Raw genomic sequence first — 20,554 nt, forward strand, 5'->3', positions numbered from 1 at the left:
CGGGGTCAGTCGCGGGTGACGCGGATGCGGTAGGTGGGGGTGCTGCTGCCGGAGTCGTCGGCGGCGTCGGCGTTGTCGGCGCCGGTGGCCTCGAGGACGGTGATGCGGATGCCTTCGTGGCGGTCGACGAAGCTCTCGCCGGGGGTGAAGGGGGCGTCGGAGAGTTCGGCGTGGACGTTGGGGCTGCGGGTGCAGCCTCCGCTGTCGCGGCGGGAGTCGTAGACGGTGATGGGGCCCATGCCGGTGTCCACGTTGGCGTCGACCTTGTAGATGAGGACGCCGGGGCGGCAGACGGCCTCGTCGTTGCCGGCCTGGGTGCGGACCTCGACGGCGTAGCCGGACTGTTCGTCGAGGGGGAGGAAGGCGAGTTTCGGGCCGCCGGTGTCGGCGAGGGGGGTGAGGGTGTAGTCCCGGGTGCCGGGGGCGGCCGCGCAGTGGACCTGGTCGGTGTCCAGCCAGCCGAGTTTCCATTTGTGCCAGGCGAGCAGGTCGTTGTTGGCGCCCCAGTCCTCGCTCATGATGTCCCAGTGGCCGACGGCGCCGCCGCCCTCGGCGGTGTAGAGGTCGGGCAGGCCGAAGACGTGGCCGTTCTCGTGGGGCAGGACCCGGTAGCCGGTGCTGTCGTAGGAGCCGGAGCCGTCGTCCTGGCGGGAGTAGACGAAGGAGGCGTTGGCGACGGGGACGCCGTCGGCGGTGGGGGCCTCGGTGTTGCCGGCGAAGGTCACGGACAGGACGGTGTCCAGGGCGGAGGGGCCGGCGTTCGGGGTGACCAGGACGTTCACCATGTCGTACGCCCGGAAGTCCACGCGCGGGTCCGCGGCCTCGACGATGTCGCGCACCAGCCGGCGGTACCCGGGGTCGAAGGGGGCGCCGCGTTCTATGCCGTAGGCGCGGAACGACTTGGGCATCCGCAGCCAGTCGGGGATGGGGATGTCGGAGCGGTAGTCGAGGCGGCCGTAGGAACTGGTGCGGAACCATTCCTGGGTGCTGGGGAAGAACTCGCGGTAGCGGTCCAGGGCGTCTCCCTCGCCGACGGCGTCGGAGAAGTCGATCATCAGGGTGAGGGCGCGGACCGTGCCGGTGGAGCGGGCGTATCCGGGGCCCGTCGGCATGCCCTCGGACATCTGGACGTCGCCGGCGCTGCTGATCAGGCACGGGCCGTGGGCGGAGGAGGGGGAGGGGGCGCTCGGTCCGGCGCCCGCGGTGGAGGTGCCGGGGGAGAGGCTGCCGTTGCCGGCCGAGGTGCCGACGGCGAGGGTCAGGGCGGTGACGGATGCCAGGGCGGCCAGGCGGCGCGGCGATATACGTCGGCTGCTCGGCTGCGGCTGCATGCAGGACCTCCGCTCCACACGGCAGCCGCCGGTCTCCGGCTGCACCCTTCCGATCACCCTGCGTCGTGGGGTGCGCGGGCGCCCGTCGGCAGGGCCGATTGTGTGTTTTTCGAGGTCAGGGGGCGCAGAAGGGGCCGTTCGGGGGAGGGCGGGGGCATGACTCAGAGGTGTGAGCCAGGTCACAGAAAAAGATTTCCCGGGCGGGAAATAAGCGGGGAGTGTTTCCCCGTTTAGACCTGTGTTCGCGTGAAACGGGGAGTCACTCCCCGGATCGCGTCACCGGACCTCGATCGTCAGGAGTGCATCGTGCAGACCGCCCACCCCGTGCAGCGCAAGGTGCCCAGGCCGCGTGCCGACGCCGTGCGCAACCGGGAGCGGATCGTCGCCGCCGCCCGGGAGATGCTCGTCGAGTTCGGTGCGGACGTGCCGCTCGACGACGTCGCCCGCCGGGCCGGCGTCGGCAACGCCACGGTGTACCGCAACTTCCCCGACCGCGACGCGCTCGTGCGCGAGGTCGTCTGCTCCGTGATGGACCGTACGGCGCGGGCGGCCGAGCAGATGCTCGCCGAGACCGGGGACGCCTTCGAGGCACTGGAGCGTTTCGCGCACACGTCCGCCGACGAGCGGATCAGTGCGCTGTGCCCGGTCATCTCGAGCACCTTCGACCAGCACCACCCCGACCTGGAGGACGCGCGCCGCCGCGTCGAGAACCTCGTCGCACAGCTCATCGACCGCGCCAAGGCGGCCGGGCAGCTCCGTGCGGACGTGGAGTTCGGCGATCTGCTGGTCGGCATCGCGCAGTTGAGCCGGCCCCCGGCCGGTACCGCCTGTATGCATGCCGACCGTTTCGTCCACCGCCATCTGCAGCTGTTCCTGGACGGGATGCGGGCGCCCGCGCCCAGCGTCCTGCCGGGCACGGCCGTCACCGTGGAGGACCTGCGCGCCCCCTGAGTCGTCGCCAGTGACCCCGACCCCAGACCCACTCCGTCCGAGTCGTTCCGAGGAGTTCACCCGGGCCGCCCCACCGCAGCAGGTGTGAGGCCCCCACCCCACCTTTCCGCCGTCGTCCGACGGCACCGCCCCGCGGCCGTCCCGGGTCCCTGAAGCCCGGTGGACGAGTCCCTACCCGACCACGCCCTTTTTCCTCCGACGTTCCCTCAGCCGTCTCCTTCGGCCTTCCAGCCGACGATCCCTACGGCGTTGTCCACGTTCCCTACGAGAGTTCCTGCGACATCCCTCTCCCTACGCATCGGCGGCGCGTCCGCGCATCCACGCTTCCGCGCCGCCCCGCAGTTCCGTTACGGCCCTTTCCCTTACGACGTTCCGAAGTGGGTACCCCCATGTCTGAAACAGCCTCAGCAGGCTCCACCGCACCGGCGGGACCGGCGACGCTCCGGGCCGATCCCGGCGCGCCGGACTCCAACCGCTGGAAAGCGCTCGTCTTCATCGCGCTCGCCCAGTTGATGGTGGTCCTGGACGCCACCATCGTGAACATCGCGCTGCCGTCCGCCCAGCAGGACCTGGGCATCTTGGACGGCAACCGCCAGTGGGTCGTGACCGCCTACGCCCTCGCCTTCGGCGGGCTGCTGCTCTTCGGCGGCCGGATCGCCGACCTGTGGGGCCGCAAGCGCGCCTTCGTGCTCGGGCTGGGCGGATTCGCCGCGGCCTCCGCGCTCGGCGGGGCGGCCACCAACGAGGCGATGATGTTCGGCGCCCGTGCCCTGCAGGGCGCGTTCGGCGCGCTGCTCGCCCCGGCCGCGCTGTCCCTGCTCGCCGTGATGTTCACGGACGGCAAGGAGCGCGCCAAGGCCTTCGGCATCTACGGTGCGATCGCCGGTGGCGGTGGCGCCGTCGGCCTCATCCTCGGCGGGTTCCTCACCGAGTACCTGGACTGGCGCTGGACGTTCTTCGTGAACATCCCGTTCGCCGTGGTCGCCGCGGCCGGCGCGTACTTCGTCATCCGTGAGCCGTCCGGCGGGCGCAACCGCTCGCCGCTCGACATCCCGGGCGTCGTGCTCTCCACGCTGGGCCTGGTCGCGCTGGTCTACGGCTTCACCCGCGCCGAGTCCGAGGGCTGGAGCGACGCGCTGACGATCGGCATGTTCGTCGCCTCGGCCGTCCTGCTCATCGCGTTCGTGCTCGTCGAGTCCCGGGTCAGGGCACCGCTGCTGCCGCTGCGCGTGGTGACCGAGCGCAACCGCGGCGGGGTGTACCTCTCACTCGGCCTGGCGATCATCGCGATGTTCGGCCTGTTCCTCTTCCTGACCTACTACCTGCAGATCGTGAAGGGCTACTCGCCGGTCAAGACCGGGTTCGCCTTCCTGCCGATGATCGCGGGCATGGTCACGGGTTCCACGCAGATCGGCGCCCGACTGATGACCCGGGTGCCGCCCCGGCTGCTGATGGGCCCCGGCTTCCTGGTCGCCGCCGTCGGCATGCTGGTGCTGACCCAGCTGGAGATCGGCTCCGCGTACGCGTCCCTGCTGCTGCCCGGGATGCTGCTGCTCGGCCTCGGCATGGGTACGGCGTTCATGCCGGCGATGTCCCTGGCCACCCTCGGCGTGGAGCCCCGGGACTCCGGAGTCGCGTCGGCGATGGTCAACACCTCGCAGCAGGTGGGCGGTGCGATCGGCACGGCCCTGCTGAACACGATCGCCGCCTCGGCGACCACGGCCTACGTCGCCGACCACATCGGTGGCGCGGCCGGACCGTCCCAGCAGCAGCTGGTGCGGATGCAGGGGCTGGTGCAGGGCTACACGAGCGCGATCTGGTTCGCGGTGGGCATCCTGGTGGCGGCCGCCGTGATCGCCCTGGTCCTCGTCAACGCCGGCCGGCCCGGTGACGGCACGATGACGGCCTCGTCGTCCGACCCGGAGGCCGACGCCCTGGAGGGTGCGGCGAAGGACGGGGCGGCGAAGGAGGAGGCGGCGGTACCGGTCGTCATGCACTGACGCGACGCGACGCCGGAGCCCCGTGGCGCGGGCCCCGAAGGGGGCGGCCCTGAGGCATCGGCCCGGAGGCGCGGCCCTGACGCATCGGCCCAGAGGCGCGGCCCTGAGGGGTCAGCCCTGAGGGGTCAGCGCAGCCAGGGGAGGTCCGCTCCCGCTTCCGACGGCTGAAGTCCCTCGGCGATGATCTTCATGATCTCGCCGAGGGACTTCTGCTGTTCCGGGGTGAGCCGGTCGAAGACCGCCTGGCGTACGGCCTCCACGTGGCCGGGGGCGTGCCGGGCCAGCACCTCGAAGCCCTCGTCCGTCAGCACCGCGAACTGGCCGCGCTTGTCGGAGGGGCAGTCCTCGCGGCGTACCCAGCCGTTCTTCTCCAGCCGGGCCACGGCGTGGGAGAGGCGGGAGCGGGTGATCTTCGCGGCCATCGCCAGCTCGGTCATCCGCAGCCGTCGCTCCGGGGACTCGGCCAGCGTGACCAGCAGTCCGTAGTACACGTGCGGCATGCCCGCGTCGCGCTGGAGCTGACGGTCGAGATGGTCCTCCAGGAGGGTGGTGGCGTCGATGTACGCGCGCCAGACGCTCTGCTCGTCGTCGCTCAGCCAGCGGGGTTGCTCGGTGTGCGCCGAGCCGGGTGCCGTTTTCATGTCTCCACTGTACGACGCTTTCCTTGAAAATTAAACGAACTGTGGGTACAGTCAGTGGTGGAAGTTGAGAGTTAAAGCAAGTGTCTGCCGGACGCGGATGCCGAACCGGACAGCGGAAGCCGCATGTGCCGATGCCCGGACCATCGCCGAAAGGAGTCGTCGCCATGACCGCCGCCGCCACCCAGGACCGCATGCCCGCGATCTACCTCAGCCACGGCGCCCCGCCCCTGGCCGACGACCCCGTCTGGCCCGGACAGCTGGCCGCCTGGTCCGCCGACCTGCCCCGCCCGAAGGCGATCCTCGTCGTCTCCGCCCACTGGGAGGAGGCCCCCCTCGCCCTCGGCGCGACCGAGACCGTCCCCCTCGTCTACGACTTCTGGGGCTTCCCCGAGCACTACTACCAGGTGACGTACGGCGCCCCCGGCGCCCCGGCGCTGGCCGAGTCGGTCCGCAAGCTGCTGCGCGCCCCCGGGATGCCCGTGACGGACGTGCCCGACCGCGGGCTCGACCACGGCGCGTACGTCCCGCTCGTCGAGATGTACCCCGAGGCCGACATCCCGGTCCTCCAGGTCTCCATGCCGACCCTCGACCCCGTGAAGCTGATGGAGATCGGGCGCCGCCTGGCGCCGCTGCGCGACGAGGGCGTCCTGATCATCGGATCCGGCTTCTTCACCCACAACCTGGCCGCGCTCCGGCAGGGCGGCATCCCCGCCTGGTCGGCCGAGTTCGACGCCTGGGGGCGGGAGGCGCTGAACGCGCGCGACGTCGACGCGCTGCTCGACTTCACCCGCAAGTCGCCGGCGGGCCTGCTCGCCCACCCGCGCACCGAGCACTTCGCCCCGCTCTTCGTCACCATGGGCGCCGCGGACGCCGCGGGTGAGCTCGGGGAACAGAAGGCCGTGATCGACGGGTTCTGGATGGGGCTGGCCAAGCGGTCGGTGCAGTTCGGCTGAGCCGACCGCCCCGGGGGAGGGCACCCGGGCGAGGGCACCCGGGGCCGTCGGGGGGCCTACAGCTCCTTCTCGTACCAGGCCACGTCCCAGTAGCGGCCGAACTTGCGGCCCACCTCACGGTGGGTGCCGGCACGGCGGTACCCGAAGCGTTCGTGCAGGCGCACGGAGGCCTCGTCGGGGAGGGCGATGCCCGCGTACGCGCGGTGCAGGTCCTCACCCGCCAGGGCGTCGAACAGGGACCGGTACAGGAGCGAGCCGATCCCGCGGCGGCCGGCGTCCGGCGCGACGTACACCGTGGTCTCCGCGGACGTCGCGTAGGCGGGCCGCGTGCGGTACGCGCTGGACGTGGCGTAGCCGAGAATCCGCCCGGCTCCGGCGCCCGTGGCAACCAACAGCCGGTGCGGGCCGTCTACAGGGTGGGAGAGCAGCCAAGGGCGGCGCTCTTCCGGGGTGAAGGGCACGGTGTCGAATGTGATGGCCGTCTCACGCACGTAGTGGTTGTACAGGTCGGTGAGAGCCGCCAGATCACCCTCGGTGCCCGGCCTGACCTGGATCTCCGTCGGTTCCGACGGCATGAGGCCTCCCGCAGTGCGGCGGGACAGGGTACTGCAAGATCAGAAAAATCGAGGGGCAGGTTGGGAATTCTGTCCTGATTCCAGTCGTTGTTTCCTACGGATGCAGGGCACCCGAGCAGAGTCCGAAGAGACCTGGAAGAGGTGTCCGAGCGTCCGCACCACCCGCTGACCTCACCATCGCAAGGGAGCACGCATGGCAACCCGCGCCGTCGCCCGTCGTCAGTCCGCCACCGGCGAGACGGTCGCCGCGGCAGGCAGTGTTCGCGCCCACGGCGGCGAGATCGCCGACCGCGACCTGGTAGGCATGTACCTCGACGAGATCGCGCGCACACCGCTGCTCGACGCCGCCAAGGAGGTCGAGCTCTCGCAGATCATCGAGGCGGGTGTGTTCGCCCGGCAGATCCTGGACGGCCAGGAGGAGAACAAGGTCGGAGCCACCCCCGAGGAGCTCCAGGCCCTGGTCGACGACAGCGAGCGGGCCAAGGACATCTTCATCCGCTCCAACCTCCGGCTGGTCGTCGCCGTCGCGCGCCGTTACCCGCGCAGCGGCCTGCCGCTGCTCGACCTGATCCAGGAGGGCAACGCCGGTCTGGTGCGTGCCGTCGAGAAGTTCGACTACCGCAAGGGCTTCAAGTTCTCGACGTACGCCACGTGGTGGATCCGTCAGGCCATCACGCGCTCGATAGCCGACCAGTCCCGCACCATCCGCCTCCCCGTGCACCTGGTGGAGGAGCTGGGCCGGATCCGTCGGGTGCAGCGCGAGTTCAACCGCGAGCACGGACGGGACCCGGAGCCCACCGAGATCGCCGCCGAGCTCGGTTCCACGCCGGAGCGCGTCACCGACGTGCTCGACTGGGCCCGTGACCCGGTCTCGCTGAACATGTCGGTCGACGACGACGGCGAGACGCAGTTCGGCGACCTCCTGGAGGACACCTCCGCCGTGTCGCCCGAGCAGTCGGTGCTGACGCTGCTGCGCAGCGAGGAGCTCGACGACCTGATCGGCCGTCTGGACCAGCGCACCGCCTCCATCATCAAGATGCGCTACGGCATCGAGGACGGCCGCGAGCGCACCCTGACGGAGGTCGGCAAGGAGCACGGCCTGACGCGCGAGCGCATCCGTCAGATCGAGAAGCACGCGCTGCTGGAACTGAAGAAGCTGGCCCGCGACACCGGCTTCGACGCGGTCGCCTGAGCCCTTCAGCAACGACACGACGCGTCCACGGCGGCCGGCCCGTTCGCCCGGGCCGGTGCCGCCGGAGCGCAAGGTGGCGGAAGGCCGCGCGAACAATGGCGGTTCCGCGCCGCTTCAACTCCCGGGGCTCCGGGAACAAGACCTCCAAGCGCGGGAGTTCGGACCGGGAAGACCTTCGTGGCCCTCTCGGGCCGACGAGGCCGATGACCACGCAACGACGGACCGACACCCACGCGACGACGGACCGACCCACGCACGACGGACCACTGAGCCACGTCCCGGCGCACACCCCCCCCGGCGCCGGGACGCCCCCAGCCGGGCTCGGCGCCCTCCCCCCGGGCGCCGGGCCCGGCTTTTCTTCTGCTCGCCCGGCTCGGCTGGGGGCGCGTCTCCCCGCGCTGAGGGCATGGAAAGCGGGCCACCCCGAACCTGAACCCCGGGGTGGCCCGCCAGATGGCAGATTGTGCCACATGGGCATAGCCTGCCGAGCGTGAGCAGCACCACCCCGACGCCACCGTCCTCCCCGGTTCCACCGGCGTCGCAGAACACCCCGATGCCTTCGCCTTCGCCTTCGCCTTCGCCCTCCCTGACCGAGCGGCGCAAGGCCGAGACGCGTATGACGATCGCCCGCGCGGCGGCCGGACTGTTCGTCCGGCAGGGGCCGCGGGCCACCCGGGCCGAGGACATCGCGCTGGCGGCGGGCGTCGCCCCCCGTACCTTCTACCGCTATTTCGCGACCAAGGAGGAGGCCATCGCGCCCCTCTACGAGACCGGCGCCGGGCGCTGGGTGGAGGCGGTGCGGGCGGCCCCGCCCGAGGAGTCCGTGCCGCAGGCGCTGGAACGCGCGGTGCGGCACACGCTGACGCCGGGCGCGGGGGTGTCGGCGGCCTCGTGGGACTGGATGCGCACGCTGATCCGGCTCGCCGGGTCGGATCCGGTGCTGCGCAGGGTGTGGGCGGAGGTCTGCCAGGCGTCGGACCGGGCCCTGGCCGACGTGCTGGAGGAGCGGGTGGCCGCGCGCCGGGAAGCCCGGGGGCACGTCCCGGCCTCCGATGCCGACAACGTTGCCGTCCGGACCCGGCTGCGGTTCGCCGCCACCGTCGCCGGTGCCGCCGTACGGACGGCCACGGAGGGCTGGGCGTCCGGTGACGGCCCCGCCGACGGCCCGCATGGGCCCGTGGCACTGGCCCTCGCCAACCTGGCCGCGCTACGGCACTTCCCCTGGGACGACGTGGCGGGCACCGGCGGCTGACGCTGACGCTGAGGCTTACGCGGGACCGGTCCCGGGTTCCGCTGCGCCGCCCGTGGCTGACGCGGGACCGGTCGCGGCTTCTGCTGCGCATCCCGTGGCTGACGGGGGACCGGTGGCGGCCTCTGGTCCGAGGCTTGCGGCTGACGGGGGACCGGTGGCCGCCGCTGCTGCGCCGCCCGCCGCCCTCGACATGCGTGCGCCCAACTCACGCACGCAGTCGACCAGTTCTTCCGGCCCGTGCACGGTGAAGTCATGGCCGAGGAGGAGCAGACGGACCGCCATCCACTCCTTGGCGTCCCCCACCGTGGCGCCAAGGCGGCAGCTGTGCTCGTCCTGCGGCTCGGGCGTGCCCAGCCAGGGCGGCAGTTGGGGCGCGACCACGTCGGCCGGGGCGGCGAAGGTGACGTCGAGTGCGTAGGACTCCTGGTGGCGGTGCATCGACCTGCGCAGGTACTCCGCCGCATCGCCGGTGGGCAGCTCGCGCGGTGCGAAGCGCGCCCCGGTGGCGAACGGTTCGCTCACCCGGTCGACGCGGAACGTGCGCCAGTCGGCGCGGTCGAGGTCGTAGGCCACGAGGTACCAGCGCCGCCCGGTCGACACCAGCCGGTACGGCTCGGTCAGGCGCCGGGACTCGGTGCCGTCGGCCGCCCGGTAGGCGAACCGCAGCCGCTCGTGCCCGGCCACCGTGGACGCCATGACGGTCAGCGTCTCAGGGGCGATGTTCGCCCCGTCGCCGCTGGTCAGCGGGGTGGTGGCGGCCTGGAGCGTGCTGACGCGGTGGCGCAGCCGGCCGGGCAGCACCTGCTCCAGTTTCGCCAGCGCCCGTACGGACGCCTCCTCGACGCCCTCCAGGGCGTGTCCGGCGCCCGCGCGCAGGCCGACGGCGATGGCCACCGCCTCCTCGTCGTCGAGCACCAGGGGCGGCATGGCCTTGCCGGCGACCAGCCGGTAGCCGCCCTCGGCACCCAGGGTCGCCTGCACGGGATAGCCGAGTTCGCGGAGCCGGTCGATGTCGCGCCGGACCGTGCGGCGGGACACCCCGAGGCGCTGGGCGAGCTCGCCGCCGGGCCACTCGCGGGGTGTCTGGAGGAGGGAGAGGAGCGTCAGGAGCCGAGCCGGGGTGTCCGTCGTCATGCACGTCAGGATGCCGCAGGACTAGGACATGATCTGGCCTATATACCTCATAGCTTCGGGACATGACCTACACGGACTCCACCTCCGGCTCGCCTCCCGCATCCACCGAGCCCGCTGCTCCGGCGCCCGCTCCCGGCGACCGGCGCCGCTGGTTCGCGCTGGCGATCGTGATGACCGCCGCCTTCATGGACCTGGTCGACGTCACGATCGTCAACATCGCCATCCCGACCATCCAGCGCGACGAGGGCGCCAGCTTCAGCCAGATCCAGTGGATCACCGCGGGCTACGCGCTCGCCTTCGCCGCCGGGCTGATCACCGGCGGACGGCTCGGTGACATCCACGGCCGCAAGCGGATCTTCCTCCTCGGCGTCGGGGGCTTCACCCTCGCCTCGGCGCTGTGCGGGCTGGCCGTGAACCCCGAGATGCTGGTCGCCTCACGGATCCTGCAGGGCGCCACGGCGTCCCTGATGGTGCCGCAGGTGCTGTCGATCGTGCACGCCACCTTCCCCGCGCACGAACGCGGCAAGGTGTTCGGACTGTTCGGCGCGATCGTCGGCCTCGGCGCCGTGTCCGGGCCGCTGCTCGGCGCGCTGCTGACCGAGTGGAACCTGTTCGGTCTCGAATGGCGGCCGATCTTCCTGATCAACCTGCCCGTCGGCATCGCCGCGCTGATCCTGGGCCGCCGCTTCATCTCCGAGTCGAAGGCGCCCCGCGCCCTGAAGCTGGACCTGGTGGGCGTCGGACTGGTGACCCTCGGCCTGCTGATGCTGCTGTACCCGCTCACCCGCGGCCGTGAGCTGGGCTGGCCGCTGTGGGGACACCTGATGATGGCGGGCTCGCTGGTGGTGCTCGCGGTGCTGGTGGCGTACGAGCGGGGCAAGGGCGCGCGGGACGGTTCTCCGCTGATCGAACTGTCGCTGTTCCGGATCAAGAGCTTCGCGGCGGGCATCGCCGTCCAGACGGTGTTCGGCATCGGCCTCGGCGTCTTCTTCCTGGTCTGGACGCTGTACATGCAGGTCGGCCTGGGGTGGAGCGCCCTGCGGGCGGGCCTGACCGGGGTGCCGTTCTCCATCGCCGTCTCGGTGGCGGCCGGCCTGTCGGTGCAGCTGCTCGTGCCGCGCTTCGGGCGGAAGGTGCTCCAGGCGGGGGCGCTGGTGATGGCCGCCGGCGTGCTGCTCTACATCTGGGAGTCCGAGCACTACGGCATGGGCATCTCCTCCTGGCAGATGGCGCTGCCGCTGGTGGTCATGGGCGTCGGCATGGGCCTGATCGTCGCCCCGCTGACGGACGCGGTGCTGTCCGAGGTGCCGCACGCCCACGCCGGGTCGGCCTCGGGGCTGATCAACACGGTGCAGCAGATGGGCAACGCGCTCGGGCTCGGCCTGGTCTCGGTGGTGTTCTTCGGCGTGATCGACGAACGCCTTGCCCGGGGCGAGGTGGGCCCCGCCTTCGCCGACGGGTTCCAGCACGCGCTGGGCTGGGTCGCCGCGGTGATGGGCCTGATCTTCCTGCTGATGTTCGCGCTGCCCGGGCGGCCGGCCCAGCACGTGGACGGCGCGGAGGTGCCGGGAGAGCCGGAGCCCGTCCGGGACGACGCCGCGGCGGAGGACCGGAAGCCGCAGGCGGAGGACCGGAAGCCGCAGTTCGTGCCCTGAGCCGCAGTTCGTGCCCTGAGCCGCAGTTCGTGCCCTGAGCCGGGGAGCGTGACCGACCGGGGCGAGGGGAGCGTGACAGGAGGCGAGGCGACGAGGAGCGGCCTGAGGGCCGGGCACCCACGCGGGATGCCCGGCCCTCCGGCCGTCCGGGCGGCCCCTCGCGTCCCGCCCGGCCGATCGTGCCGTCAGGGAGAAACGGGCATGGCCGGAAGCCCGTTCATGCCCGGTTGTGCCCGAACCTGTTTACTTTCCGGAAATGGAGCCGTACCATTCCTTTCTAAACCACACGTTCGGGCACGGTTCGGAGGTGAGTGGACATGTACGCACCGGAGCGGCAGCAGGCGATCATGCGGCTCGCCCGCGAGAGCGGGCGGGTCGACGTGGTGTCGCTGGCCGAGGAGTTCCAGGTGACCGCGGAGACGATCCGCCGGGACCTGAAGACCCTCGACCGGGCGGGACTGGTCCGCCGGGTGCACGGCGGTGCCATTCCGGTCGGCCGCCTCGACTTCGAGCCGGACCTCGCCGAACGCGAGACGACCGCCGCCGACGAGAAGGACCGCATCGCCAAGGCGGCCCTGGCCGAGGTGCCCGTCGACGGCACGGTCATCGTGGACGCCGGCTCCACGGCCGCCCGGCTCGCCGGCTCGCTGCCGGTGGAGCTCTCCCTCACCGTCGTCACGCACAGCCTCCCCATCGCGGCCCGCCTCGCCGACCACCCCGGCCTCCAGCTGCACCTCGTCGGCGGACGCGTACGGCACCGCACACGCGCCGCCGTCGACGCCTGGGCGCTGCGCGCGTACGGCGAGATCCGCGCCGACGTGCTGTTCGTGGCGGCCAACGGCTTCTCCCCCGAGCACGGGCTCACCACGCCGGACCTCGCCGAGGCCGCGGTGAAACGCGCGGCGATGGCCGCCGCCCGCCGGGTCGTGCTCCTCGCCGACTCCTCCAAGCACGGCCAGGAACACTTCGCCCGCTTCGGCGACCTGAACGACGTGGACCTGCTCATCACCGACAGCGGGCTGAGCCCGGACGACGCCCTCGCGATCGAACGCGGCGGCACGGAAGTGGTACGCGCATGATCCTCACCGTCACCCCCAACCCGTCCCTGGACCGCACCTACGAGGTCCCCTCGCTGGCCCGCGGCGAGGTCGTGCGCGCCACCGGCGAACGCGTGGACCCGGGCGGCAAGGGTGTCAACGTCTCCCGGGCCGTGGCCGCCGCCGGGCAGCGCACTGTCGCCGTCCTCCCGCTGGGCGGCGCACCGGGCGCCCTGGTCGCCCAACTGCTCGACGCGCAGGGCATCGAGGTCGCCCCCGTCCCCGTCGAAGGGCCCACCCGGTCCAACATCGCACTCGCCGAGGCCGACGGAGTCCTCACGAAGATCAACGCGCCCGGGCCGGAACTGACGGCCGCCGAGCAGGAGTTGCTGCTGCGGACGGTGCACCGGCAGTCCGAGGGCGCCGACTGGATCGCCTGCTGCGGCAGCCTGCCGCGCGGCCTGGACCCCTCCTGGTACGCCGAGTTGGTCACCCGGGCGCACTCCGCGGGGGTGCGCATCGCCCTGGACACCTCCGGCCCCGCCCTGCTCGCCGCCCTGCGCGGACAGCCGGACGTGGTGAAGCCCAACGCCGAGGAACTCGCCGAGGCCGTCGGCCGCCCGCTCGCCACGGTGGGCGACGCGGCCAAGGCCGCCGGAGAACTGCGGGAGATGGGCGCCCGCGCCGTCCTCGCCAGCCTCGGCGCCGACGGGCAACTGCTGGTGGACGCGGACGGCACCTGGTTCGGCACCGCCCGCGTGGAGACCGTCCGCAGCAACGTGGGCGCGGGTGACTCCTCGCTCGCCGGATTCCTCATCGCCGGCGGGCGCGGCCCGGAGGCCCTCGCCTCCGCCGTCGCCCACGGAGCGGCGGCCGTCCAGACCCCGGGCAGCGTGATGCCGTCACCGGGCGACCTGGACCCGTCGGCCGTCACGGTCACCGCCGACGTCCCGGCCGACCGCCCGCTGAAGGAGCCGGTCACATGAACCCGTCCGACGTGGCCGCCGTCCCGCTCGCCACCCCCGTCCGTCCCCCCACCCCCTTCTCCCGCCCCCCGTTCCCTGCCTCCCCCCACCGCATCCCCGTCCCCTCCCCCGCCCACGGCACCTCCCGGGCGATACGCGTGCGAAGGAGCCCGCGATGAGCGACATGATCACCGCGGACCTGGTCGACCTCGACCTGTCCGCCGACACCAAGGAAGCGGCGGCCCGTGCCCTCGCCGAGCGCATGGTGGCCCTGGGCCGGGTGACCGACCTCGACGGCTTCCTCGCCGACGTGGCCGCCCGCGAGGCCCAGATGCCCACCGGCCTCGACGGCGGCATCGGCATCCCGCACTGCCGCAGCGAGCACGTCACCGAGCCGACGCTGGCCTTCGGGCGCACCGCGGGCGGCATCGACTTCGGCGCCGCGGACGGCCCCGCCGACCTGATCTTCCTCATCGCCGCCCCCGCGGGCGCGGACGACGCCCACCTGACGATCCTGTCGTCGCTGGCCCGGCAGCTGATGAACACCGAGTTCACGACCGCCCTGCGCGAGGTCACCGACCCGGCGGGCGCGGCGGCCCTCATCCGCGGCGACGCGACCCCGGCGACGGCGGACGCGGCCGCACCGGCGACCCCGGACGCCCCGGACAGCCCGGCGTCCGCAGACTCCGTGGCGGCTTCGGCGGCGGCCTCCGCCGAAGCCGCCACGGCCAACGACGCCAAGGACGCCGACGACACCAAGGGCGCCAAGGGCGGCACCGACGCCAGCAACGCGACCGCTTCCGGAGCGGGCGCCGACACCGGCCCCGACAGCTCCGGCCCGCGCCCCTTCCGGATCGTCGCCGTCACCTCCTGCCCCACCGGCATCGCCCACACCTACATGGCCGCCGAGTCCCTGGAGAACGCCGGCCGCGAGGCAGGCGTGGAGGTCACCGTCGAGACCCAGGGCTCCGCCGGCTTCACCCGGCTCGACCCGGCGGTGATCGAGGCGGCGGACGCCGTGATCTTCGCCCACGACGTCCCCGTCCGCGAGAAGGAACGCTTCGCCGGCAAGCCGACCGTCGACACCGGCGTCAAGGCGGGCATCAACCGCCCCGCCGAGCTGATCTCCGAGGTCCGGCGCAAGGCCGAACGCGGCGAGGTCACCGCGCCCGCCGCGGCCGACGGCACGCCCGTCGAACGCGGCGGCGAGTCCGGCGACGGCTACGGCACCAAGCTGCGCAAGTGGCTGATGTCCGGCGTCAGCTACATGGTCCCGTTCGTCGCCGCGGGCGGTCTCCTCATCGCCCTCGGCTTCGCCATCGGCGGCTACGAGATCAACGAAGCGCCGTCGGTGATGGAGCACTTCCTGTGGACCGAGGCGGCCAGCTGGGGCGCCCTGCTCTTCCAGATCGGCGGCGTCGCCTTCGGCTTCCTCGTCCCCGTCCTGGCCGGCTACATCGCCTACGGCATGGCCGACCGGCCCGGCCTGGTGCCCGGCTTCGTCGGCGGCGCGATCTCCCTCACCATCAACGCCGGCTTCCTCGGCGGTCTGGCCGCCGGTCTCATCGCCGGTGCGGTGGTGATCGGGATCCAGCGGGTCCGGATCCCCACGGCACTGCGCGGCATCATGCCGGTGGTGGTGATCCCGCTGATCTCCTCGGCGGTCGTCGGCTTCCTGATGTTCGTCGTCATCGGCAAGCCCATCGCCGAGGCGCAGAAGGCCATGACCGACTGGCTCAACGGCCTCACCGGCACCAACGCCATCCTGCTCGGCACCCTCCTCGGCCTGATGATGTGCTTCGACCTCGGAGGCCCGGTCAACAAGGTCGCCTACACCTTCGCCACCGCCGGCATCGCCGTCGCGAGCCCCAGCGACTCCGCCATGAAGATCATGGCCGCGGTGATGGCGGCCGGCATGGTCCCGCCGCTGGCGATGGCCCTGGCCACCACGGTCCGCGGCAAGCTGTTCAACCGGACCGAGCGGGAGAACGGCAAGGCCGCCTGGGTCCTGGGCGCCTCGTTCATCTCCGAGGGTGCGATCCCGTTCGCGGCGGCCGACCCGCTGCGCGTCATCCCCGCCTCCATGGTGGGCGGCGCCGTCACCGGCGCCCTGTCCATGGCCTTCGGCGCGACCCTGCGCGCACCGCACGGCGGCATCTTCGTGGTCCCGCTCATCGGCAACCCGCTCCTCTACCTGGTCGCCATCGCCGCCGGAGTCGTCGTGACGGCAGCCCTGGTGATCCTGCTCAAGGGCCTGCGCAAGCCCGTCCCGGGCGCAGCCACCGAAGGCGCGAGCGGCGACGGTGCGGCTGCCGCGCCGGCCCGGCCGGAGCAGCCGGTGGCCGCCTGAGGGCAGCCGAGGACGCGGCGGGCCCCTGAGGGTTCGGGGGTATTCATCCCGACTGCGAGATAGCTCACCATCATCACGGTCCGGGGCCATAAGCCCCGGACCGTGGTGTGTACTGGGCCGCATGCCTGAGCACGACGCGATCTTGAAGGTGACGGGCCGGACCGCCCTGACCCTGGCAGCCGTGGCCGCCGTGGGCTGCGCGGCCGGCCTGGCCACCGTCCTGCGCCGTCGCGCCGGAGCGGTACAGGCGCGGACGCGGTTCCCGGCGCGCAGGAAGACCCGCACGAGAAACGGCAGGCCGCCCGCGCCCTGTCTGCTGAACCCCGGGCGCGCGCGACCGTGGTCGCTCCCGGCGGTGCCCCGGCAGCGGCAGACGGGCCCACCAGCGGAAGCCGTCACCCTCAGCCCGGCGGAACGCGCCGCCTTCGCCGGCCTCGTACGCCGCCTCACCGGCCACGACGACTGACCCGGCCACGCCCCTCACCGGGCGGTGTCCGCGCCCAACGGGGCGGCCGGTAACGCCGCTGACCTGCAGGGCCGCCCGCGCTGCTCCCGCGGGGACCGGCGCCCCGACAGGGAGCGGCAAGGCTGCGGCCGGACCGGGCCCGTGCCGCCTACGGGACCTGCGCCGCCCGGCGCTCCATCGCGTCCCGCGCCGCGTCCTCCGTCACGTACACCTCGCACATGTGCCGCCCGTCGGGTGTGGCCGTGTGCTCGACCTCCCACAGGGAGACCTCGGCGCCGTCGTGCAGCAGGAACGCGTGCTCGTACAGCGAGAAGCACAGACCCGACCGGCCCGAGTACGACGGCCGGCCGAACGCCTGCGTGATCTGATGCGCGAACGCCGTCCGCAGCAGCGCCGCCGTCCGGGAGTCCGGCCGGTCCGCGTTCTCCGCCCGGCGCAGGAGACGGCGCGCGTGGTCCGCGGAGTCGTCCGGCACGTACGCCGGCCGGGGCGCGGGCACCGACGACAGCTGCACCGTCACCGGGAGCTCGAACTCCGGGGCGTCCGGCGGAAGCGGCAGCCGGGCGGTGGCGGTCCGCAGCTCCTCCTCGTCCACGTACACCTCGTGCTGCGGCTCACGGCCGGGGGCCGTGTTGTGCACCAGCTCCCACAGCGTGAGCGCCGAACCGTCGGCGAGCAGCCAGGTGTGGCGGTACGTCTCCCGGTGCAGGCCCGCGCTGTGGTGCGCGGAGTGCAGCGAGCCGTCGTGCGCCAGCGCGCAGTCCAGCCGAGCTATCGTCTCGTCCGGCAACTCGAACGAGTTCAGGGCACGGCCGAGGAGGCGCGCGAGGTGCTCCTCCGGAGACTCGGGCGAGTCGGACGGTTCGTACGCTGCCGTCTCGTACGGAACGCTCAAGGTTTCTCCCGGCGTTGCTGCATGTCACCTTGTGGGTGCATACCGTAGCCCCTCGGTCGGACATCATGTCCGGGAACCGAGAAAACGTGCGCAGGGAAAACGGGCGGGCCACGCGAGAAATTCCTACCCGGCCCGAGGGAACGTCAAAACTTCCTGCTCAGTGGGCCGTTCCGCCGACACATCCACGGCACGGCGTCAGACCGCGCTGCCCACGACCCACTCGCCCCACCCCATGTTCCAGCCGTTGAGGCCGTTGTCCGGCGCCACCGTGCTGTCGGGCGAGTTCTTCACGACCACGACGTCCCCGACGAGGGAGTTGTCGAAGAACCACTTGCCGGGCGTGCTGCCCCCGGCGCCCCGCACGTCCGCCAGCCCGACACAGCCGTGACTGGTGCCCTCCCGGCCGAACGGCGGGTTGCCCTTGTTGTACCAGTAGTTGCCGTGGATGAAGGTGCCGCTGCCGGTCAGCCGCATCGCGTGCGGCACGTCCGGGATGTCGTACTCGGAGCCCATCCCGACCGTCCGGCTGTTCATGCGGGTCTGGGTGAACTTCTCGGAGATCACCATCTGCCCGTTGTAGGTGGTGTGCTGGGCGTCGCCCGCCGAGATCGGCACCGACTTGACGGTCCGGCCGTCCCGGACCACCGTCATCGTCTGGGCGTTCACGTCGACGGTGGAGACCTGCGACCGGCCGACGGTGAAGGTGACCGTCTTCTTCTGCACACCGTGCACGCCGTCGGCCCCCTCGACACCGTCCAGGTCGATCTTCATCGTGACCTTGGAGCCGGCCTTCCAGTGCTCCTGGGGCCTGAAGTCGAGGCGCTGCGCGCCGAACCAGTGCCCGGCCACCTCCTGGCCGCTGCTCGACGTGACGGTGATGTGCGACTGCACGGCCTTCTTGTCGGTGATCGCCTTGTCGAAGGTGAAGGACACCGGCATGCCCACACCGACCGTGGTGCCGTTGTCCGGGGTGTACGTGCCGATGAAGCTGCCGTCGGACGTGACGGTGGTGAAGCTGGAGTCGGCCACCGCCGTGCGGCCCTCACGGTCTTTCGCCGTCGCCGCTATCCGGTACTTCGTCCCGCGCTCCAACTGCTTCCCGGGCTTCCACGCGGTCCCGTCCGGCGAGATCGACCCGGACACCGCCTCTCCCGAATCCGCCACGGTCATCTTCACGTCCGTCAGACTGCCCCCGCTCACCTTGACGCCGGTGGAGTTGATCGACGCGCCGGTCGAACCGTCCTTCGCCGAGATGGCTATCCTCGCGACGGACACGTCGGCTGACTGCCGGCCGCCCTTGCCGTCGCGGTCGCCGTCGGCCTGGGCGCTGCCACCGCAGGCCGTGAGGGTGAGGGCGCCGACGATGAGGGCGGCACCGGCCACCAGTGCGCGCCGTGCTGTGTTGTCCGGCCTTGTCACGGGCTGCTCCAGATGCGAACGATGCGGGTGATCCACTCCGTACGCGCCGTACACGGGGTAAGCGGCGTACGCGAACGAAGAGGGGACCCGCGCCCGCCCGGGTTCCAGCCGGGCGGCATGAGAACGGTGCCGTGACAGAACCGGGACATCGGAGCTGGGGCAGCTACGGGGGAGGGGGCCTCCCCCCTCCCCCCACCCCTCCCTCCCCACCCCAGCCCTCCCCTCCGCCCCTCCCGCACCCACCCACCCAGCCGGCACCCACCCCAGTCGTCCCGCCCTCCGGCCCCCTCGCCCACCACTGCCCCGTCGGCTCCCCCTTCGCTCTCCTCCCCTGTGCCCGTGCACCTACGTCGTCCCGTACAACTCCCCGTAGGACGGCCACGCTCCGCCCGGGCCGTCGACGGAGCCGGCCAGGCGGACCGCTCGGACGATCGCGCGGGTGACCGTGTCCGCGCCGGCCGCGAGGATCTCGTTGAGCGCCAGCGGGTCGGCCGGGTCGAGGGTGCGGGCGCCCGTGGCCATCGCGAAGACCGTGTCGCCGTCGCTGAGCAGGTGCACCGGCCGTACCGCGCGGGCGATGCCGTCGTGGGACGTGCCGGCCAGCTTCTGGGCCTGCGCCTTCGTCAGGACCGCGTCCGTCGCCACGACCGCCAACGTGGTGTTGAGCGGCGGCGGCGCGCTGCGCTCGGCCAGCGCCTCCAGCCGCTGGAGCGCGGACCGGTGGACGTCGGGGTCCGGGTAGCGCACCCGGCCCGCGAACAACTCCCCGTACAGCACCCCTGTTTCCGGATCGACGACCGAGCCCGCGGCGTTGGCGACCACCAGTGCGGCCACCGTGATGCCGGACTCCAGCACCGTGGCGGCGGTGGCGACACCGCCCTTCAGCTGCCCGACCACCGCTCCCGTCCCCGCGCCGACGCACCCCTGGGGGACCGGCGACCCCGGTTCGCTCGCCGAGGCGGCCTCGACGGCGGCTCGGCCCGTGGCCGCGTCGGGACGTGCCCCGAAGTCGCCGCCCCGGCCCAGGTCGAAGACGCACGCCGCCGGCACGACCGGCACGACGTGCCTGGGGTCGGGGCCGACACGCACACCGCGTCCGCGTTCCTCCAGCCAGGCCATCACCCCGGACGCGGCGTCGAGCCCGTAGGCGCTGCCGCCGGTCAGGACGATCGCCTCGACCTTCTGCACGAGGTTGCGCGGATCGAGCGCGTCGGTCTCCTTGGTGCCGGGACCTCCGCCGCGCACGTCCACCGCGGCGACCGCCCCGTCCTCCGGTGCGAGGACGACCGTGGTGCCGGTGAGTGCGCCGTCGCCGGTGCGCGTCGCGTGTCCGACCCGCAGACCGGTCACATCCGTCAGAGCGTCAACTGTCATGGCGCCAGTCTGGAGCAGGCATCGCGCGGCCCACCGCAGCCCGCCGGAGCCCGCTGCGGGCCGCGCCGTCCGGCACCGTACGGCCGGAGTGGCCGGCGTGGCCGGAGTCGTACCCTGGAGGCATGAGCAACGCCCCGGATTCCGCGCCGCGCGAGCCGAAGCCCGCGCTGGTCTTCGACGACCCGCTGGACCAGCAGTCCTCGGACGACACGGACCGCGGGTGGGGCGAGCGGCCGTCCGGCGACAGCGCGGCGGACCTGAAGCGCTTCCTCGACGAGAAGCCGCCCCACCACATCTGACCCGTCGGCCCGCACCAGCCGGGGGCCACCGCCCTCGGCCTCGCCTCGGCCTTCGCCGGGGTGCC

At 72.5% G+C, this 20,554-nt stretch carries 18 protein-coding genes; 11 read left to right on the top strand and 7 right to left on the bottom strand.

Translation table 11 applies throughout. The annotated features are described in order from the left end of the window. Window positions 1–5: 5 nt before the first annotated feature. On the bottom strand, window positions 6–1,331 hold the full coding sequence (locus G3I53_RS04425; RefSeq protein WP_164337922.1) for a M6 family metalloprotease domain-containing protein: 1,326 nt from the start codon (window positions 1,329–1,331) through the stop codon (window positions 6–8). 306 nt (window positions 1,332–1,637) lie between these two features. Between G3I53_RS04425 and G3I53_RS04430 the strand changes: the two genes are divergently transcribed. After that, window positions 1,638–2,282, top strand: coding sequence for a TetR/AcrR family transcriptional regulator (locus G3I53_RS04430; protein ID WP_164337921.1), 645 nt, complete (start codon window positions 1,638–1,640; stop codon window positions 2,280–2,282). Window positions 2,283–2,671: 389 nt separating this feature from the next. Further along, on the top strand, window positions 2,672–4,282 hold the full coding sequence (locus tag G3I53_RS04435; RefSeq protein ID WP_164337920.1) for an MFS transporter: 1,611 nt from the start codon (window positions 2,672–2,674) through the stop codon (window positions 4,280–4,282). Window positions 4,283–4,407: 125 nt separating this feature from the next. On the opposite strand, the gene G3I53_RS04440 is transcribed toward G3I53_RS04435, so the two are convergent. Continuing rightward, on the bottom strand, window positions 4,408–4,923 hold the full coding sequence (locus tag G3I53_RS04440; protein ID WP_164337919.1) for a MarR family transcriptional regulator: 516 nt from the start codon (window positions 4,921–4,923) through the stop codon (window positions 4,408–4,410). Window positions 4,924–5,114: 191 nt separating this feature from the next. Here G3I53_RS04440 and G3I53_RS04445 point away from each other — a divergent pair, with 191 nt between their 5' ends. Further along, window positions 5,115–5,876: a class III extradiol ring-cleavage dioxygenase gene (locus G3I53_RS04445; RefSeq protein WP_164337936.1), complete on the top strand. Its 762-nt coding sequence runs from the start codon at window positions 5,115–5,117 to the stop codon at window positions 5,874–5,876. Window positions 5,877–5,932: 56 nt separating this feature from the next. Here G3I53_RS04445 and G3I53_RS04450 read toward each other — a convergent pair whose 3' ends face one another. Then, on the bottom strand, window positions 5,933–6,451 hold the full coding sequence (locus G3I53_RS04450) for a GNAT family N-acetyltransferase (RefSeq protein ID WP_164337918.1): 519 nt from the start codon (window positions 6,449–6,451) through the stop codon (window positions 5,933–5,935). A gap of 193 nt (window positions 6,452–6,644) precedes the next feature. On the opposite strand from G3I53_RS04450, the gene G3I53_RS04455 reads away from it, so the two are divergent. Continuing rightward, window positions 6,645–7,643 carry a sigma-70 family RNA polymerase sigma factor gene (locus G3I53_RS04455; protein WP_164337917.1) on the top strand — a complete coding sequence of 333 codons (999 nt, stop codon included), beginning with the start codon at window positions 6,645–6,647 and terminating at the stop codon, window positions 7,641–7,643. Between the two features lie 616 nt (window positions 7,644–8,259). Continuing rightward, a complete protein-coding gene (locus tag G3I53_RS04460) occupies window positions 8,260–8,895 on the top strand; it encodes a TetR/AcrR family transcriptional regulator (RefSeq protein WP_164337916.1) in 636 nt (211 codons plus the stop codon). 15 nt (window positions 8,896–8,910) lie between these two features. Here G3I53_RS04460 and G3I53_RS04465 read toward each other — a convergent pair whose 3' ends face one another. Continuing rightward, entirely contained in the window at window positions 8,911–10,029 is a 1,119-nt protein-coding gene (locus tag G3I53_RS04465) for a YafY family protein (protein ID WP_164337915.1), read from the bottom strand. A gap of 170 nt (window positions 10,030–10,199) precedes the next feature. Here G3I53_RS04465 and G3I53_RS04470 point away from each other — a divergent pair, with 170 nt between their 5' ends. The 5 genes from G3I53_RS04470 (at window position 10,200) to G3I53_RS04490 (ending at window position 16,502) form a co-directional block, all read left to right on the top strand. Continuing rightward, window positions 10,200–11,684 carry an MFS transporter gene (locus G3I53_RS04470; RefSeq protein WP_239063553.1) on the top strand — a complete coding sequence of 495 codons (1,485 nt, stop codon included), beginning with the start codon at window positions 10,200–10,202 and terminating at the stop codon, window positions 11,682–11,684. Between the two features lie 317 nt (window positions 11,685–12,001). After that, complete coding sequence (locus G3I53_RS04475) at window positions 12,002–12,763, top strand: DeoR/GlpR family DNA-binding transcription regulator (RefSeq protein ID WP_164337913.1); 762 nt, start codon at window positions 12,002–12,004, stop codon at window positions 12,761–12,763. After that, window positions 12,760–13,707, top strand: a complete 948-nt coding sequence (gene pfkB, locus G3I53_RS04480; protein ID WP_164337912.1) for a 1-phosphofructokinase — start codon at window positions 12,760–12,762, stop codon at window positions 13,705–13,707. Before G3I53_RS04475 ends, pfkB begins: the two co-directional genes overlap by 4 nt. Before the next feature lie 154 nt (window positions 13,708–13,861). Continuing rightward, window positions 13,862–16,036: a fructose-specific PTS transporter subunit EIIC gene (locus G3I53_RS04485; RefSeq protein WP_164438035.1), complete on the top strand. Its 2,175-nt coding sequence runs from the start codon at window positions 13,862–13,864 to the stop codon at window positions 16,034–16,036. A 121-nt stretch (window positions 16,037–16,157) separates the two neighbouring features. Further along, the gene (locus G3I53_RS04490; protein WP_164438036.1) at window positions 16,158–16,502 is read left to right on the top strand and encodes a hypothetical protein; all 345 of its coding nucleotides are present in this window, start codon (window positions 16,158–16,160) and stop codon (window positions 16,500–16,502) included. Between the two features lie 148 nt (window positions 16,503–16,650). On the opposite strand, the gene G3I53_RS04495 is transcribed toward G3I53_RS04490, so the two are convergent. From G3I53_RS04495 to G3I53_RS04505, 3 genes are all read right to left on the bottom strand, one after another. Further along, window positions 16,651–17,397, bottom strand: coding sequence for a DUF6227 family protein (locus tag G3I53_RS04495; RefSeq protein ID WP_164337880.1), 747 nt, complete (start codon window positions 17,395–17,397; stop codon window positions 16,651–16,653). Between the two features lie 195 nt (window positions 17,398–17,592). After that, window positions 17,593–18,816, bottom strand: a complete 1,224-nt coding sequence (locus G3I53_RS04500; RefSeq protein ID WP_164337881.1) for an Ig-like domain-containing protein — start codon at window positions 18,814–18,816, stop codon at window positions 17,593–17,595. Window positions 18,817–19,161: 345 nt separating this feature from the next. Beyond that, window positions 19,162–20,190, bottom strand: coding sequence for a P1 family peptidase (locus G3I53_RS04505; RefSeq protein WP_164337882.1), 1,029 nt, complete (start codon window positions 20,188–20,190; stop codon window positions 19,162–19,164). A 122-nt stretch (window positions 20,191–20,312) separates the two neighbouring features. Here G3I53_RS04505 and G3I53_RS33175 point away from each other — a divergent pair, with 122 nt between their 5' ends. Further along, a complete protein-coding gene (locus G3I53_RS33175) occupies window positions 20,313–20,489 on the top strand; it encodes a hypothetical protein (protein ID WP_192235592.1) in 177 nt (58 codons plus the stop codon). Window positions 20,490–20,554 lie beyond the last annotated feature (65 nt).

This window comes from Streptomyces sp. SID14436, assembly GCF_010548465.1.
Classification (GTDB): domain Bacteria; phylum Actinomycetota; class Actinomycetes; order Streptomycetales; family Streptomycetaceae; genus Streptomyces.

Excerpts from the sequence above, each read along its gene's own strand:
- G3I53_RS04425 (WP_164337922.1), bottom strand. The coding sequence starts at position 1,331 with ATGCAGCCGCAGCCGAGCAGCCGACGTATATCGCCGCGCCGCCTGGCC.
- G3I53_RS04435 (WP_164337920.1), top strand. The coding sequence starts at position 2,672 with ATGTCTGAAACAGCCTCAGCAGGCTCCACCGCACCGGCGGGACCGGCG.
- G3I53_RS04440 (WP_164337919.1), bottom strand. The coding sequence starts at position 4,923 with ATGAAAACGGCACCCGGCTCGGCGCACACCGAGCAACCCCGCTGGCTG.
- G3I53_RS04445 (WP_164337936.1), top strand. The coding sequence starts at position 5,115 with ATGCCCGCGATCTACCTCAGCCACGGCGCCCCGCCCCTGGCCGACGAC.
- G3I53_RS04450 (WP_164337918.1), bottom strand. The coding sequence starts at position 6,451 with ATGCCGTCGGAACCGACGGAGATCCAGGTCAGGCCGGGCACCGAGGGT.
- G3I53_RS04455 (WP_164337917.1), top strand. The coding sequence starts at position 6,645 with ATGGCAACCCGCGCCGTCGCCCGTCGTCAGTCCGCCACCGGCGAGACG.
- G3I53_RS04460 (WP_164337916.1), top strand. The coding sequence starts at position 8,260 with ATGACGATCGCCCGCGCGGCGGCCGGACTGTTCGTCCGGCAGGGGCCG.
- G3I53_RS04465 (WP_164337915.1), bottom strand. The coding sequence starts at position 10,029 with ATGACGACGGACACCCCGGCTCGGCTCCTGACGCTCCTCTCCCTCCTC.
- G3I53_RS04470 (WP_239063553.1), top strand. The coding sequence starts at position 10,200 with ATGACCGCCGCCTTCATGGACCTGGTCGACGTCACGATCGTCAACATC.
- G3I53_RS04475 (WP_164337913.1), top strand. The coding sequence starts at position 12,002 with ATGTACGCACCGGAGCGGCAGCAGGCGATCATGCGGCTCGCCCGCGAG.
- pfkB (WP_164337912.1), top strand. The coding sequence starts at position 12,760 with ATGATCCTCACCGTCACCCCCAACCCGTCCCTGGACCGCACCTACGAG.
- G3I53_RS04485 (WP_164438035.1), top strand. The coding sequence starts at position 13,862 with ATGAGCGACATGATCACCGCGGACCTGGTCGACCTCGACCTGTCCGCC.
- G3I53_RS04490 (WP_164438036.1), top strand. The coding sequence starts at position 16,158 with ATGCCTGAGCACGACGCGATCTTGAAGGTGACGGGCCGGACCGCCCTG.
- G3I53_RS04505 (WP_164337882.1), bottom strand. The coding sequence starts at position 20,190 with ATGACAGTTGACGCTCTGACGGATGTGACCGGTCTGCGGGTCGGACAC.
- G3I53_RS33175 (WP_192235592.1), top strand. The coding sequence starts at position 20,313 with ATGAGCAACGCCCCGGATTCCGCGCCGCGCGAGCCGAAGCCCGCGCTG.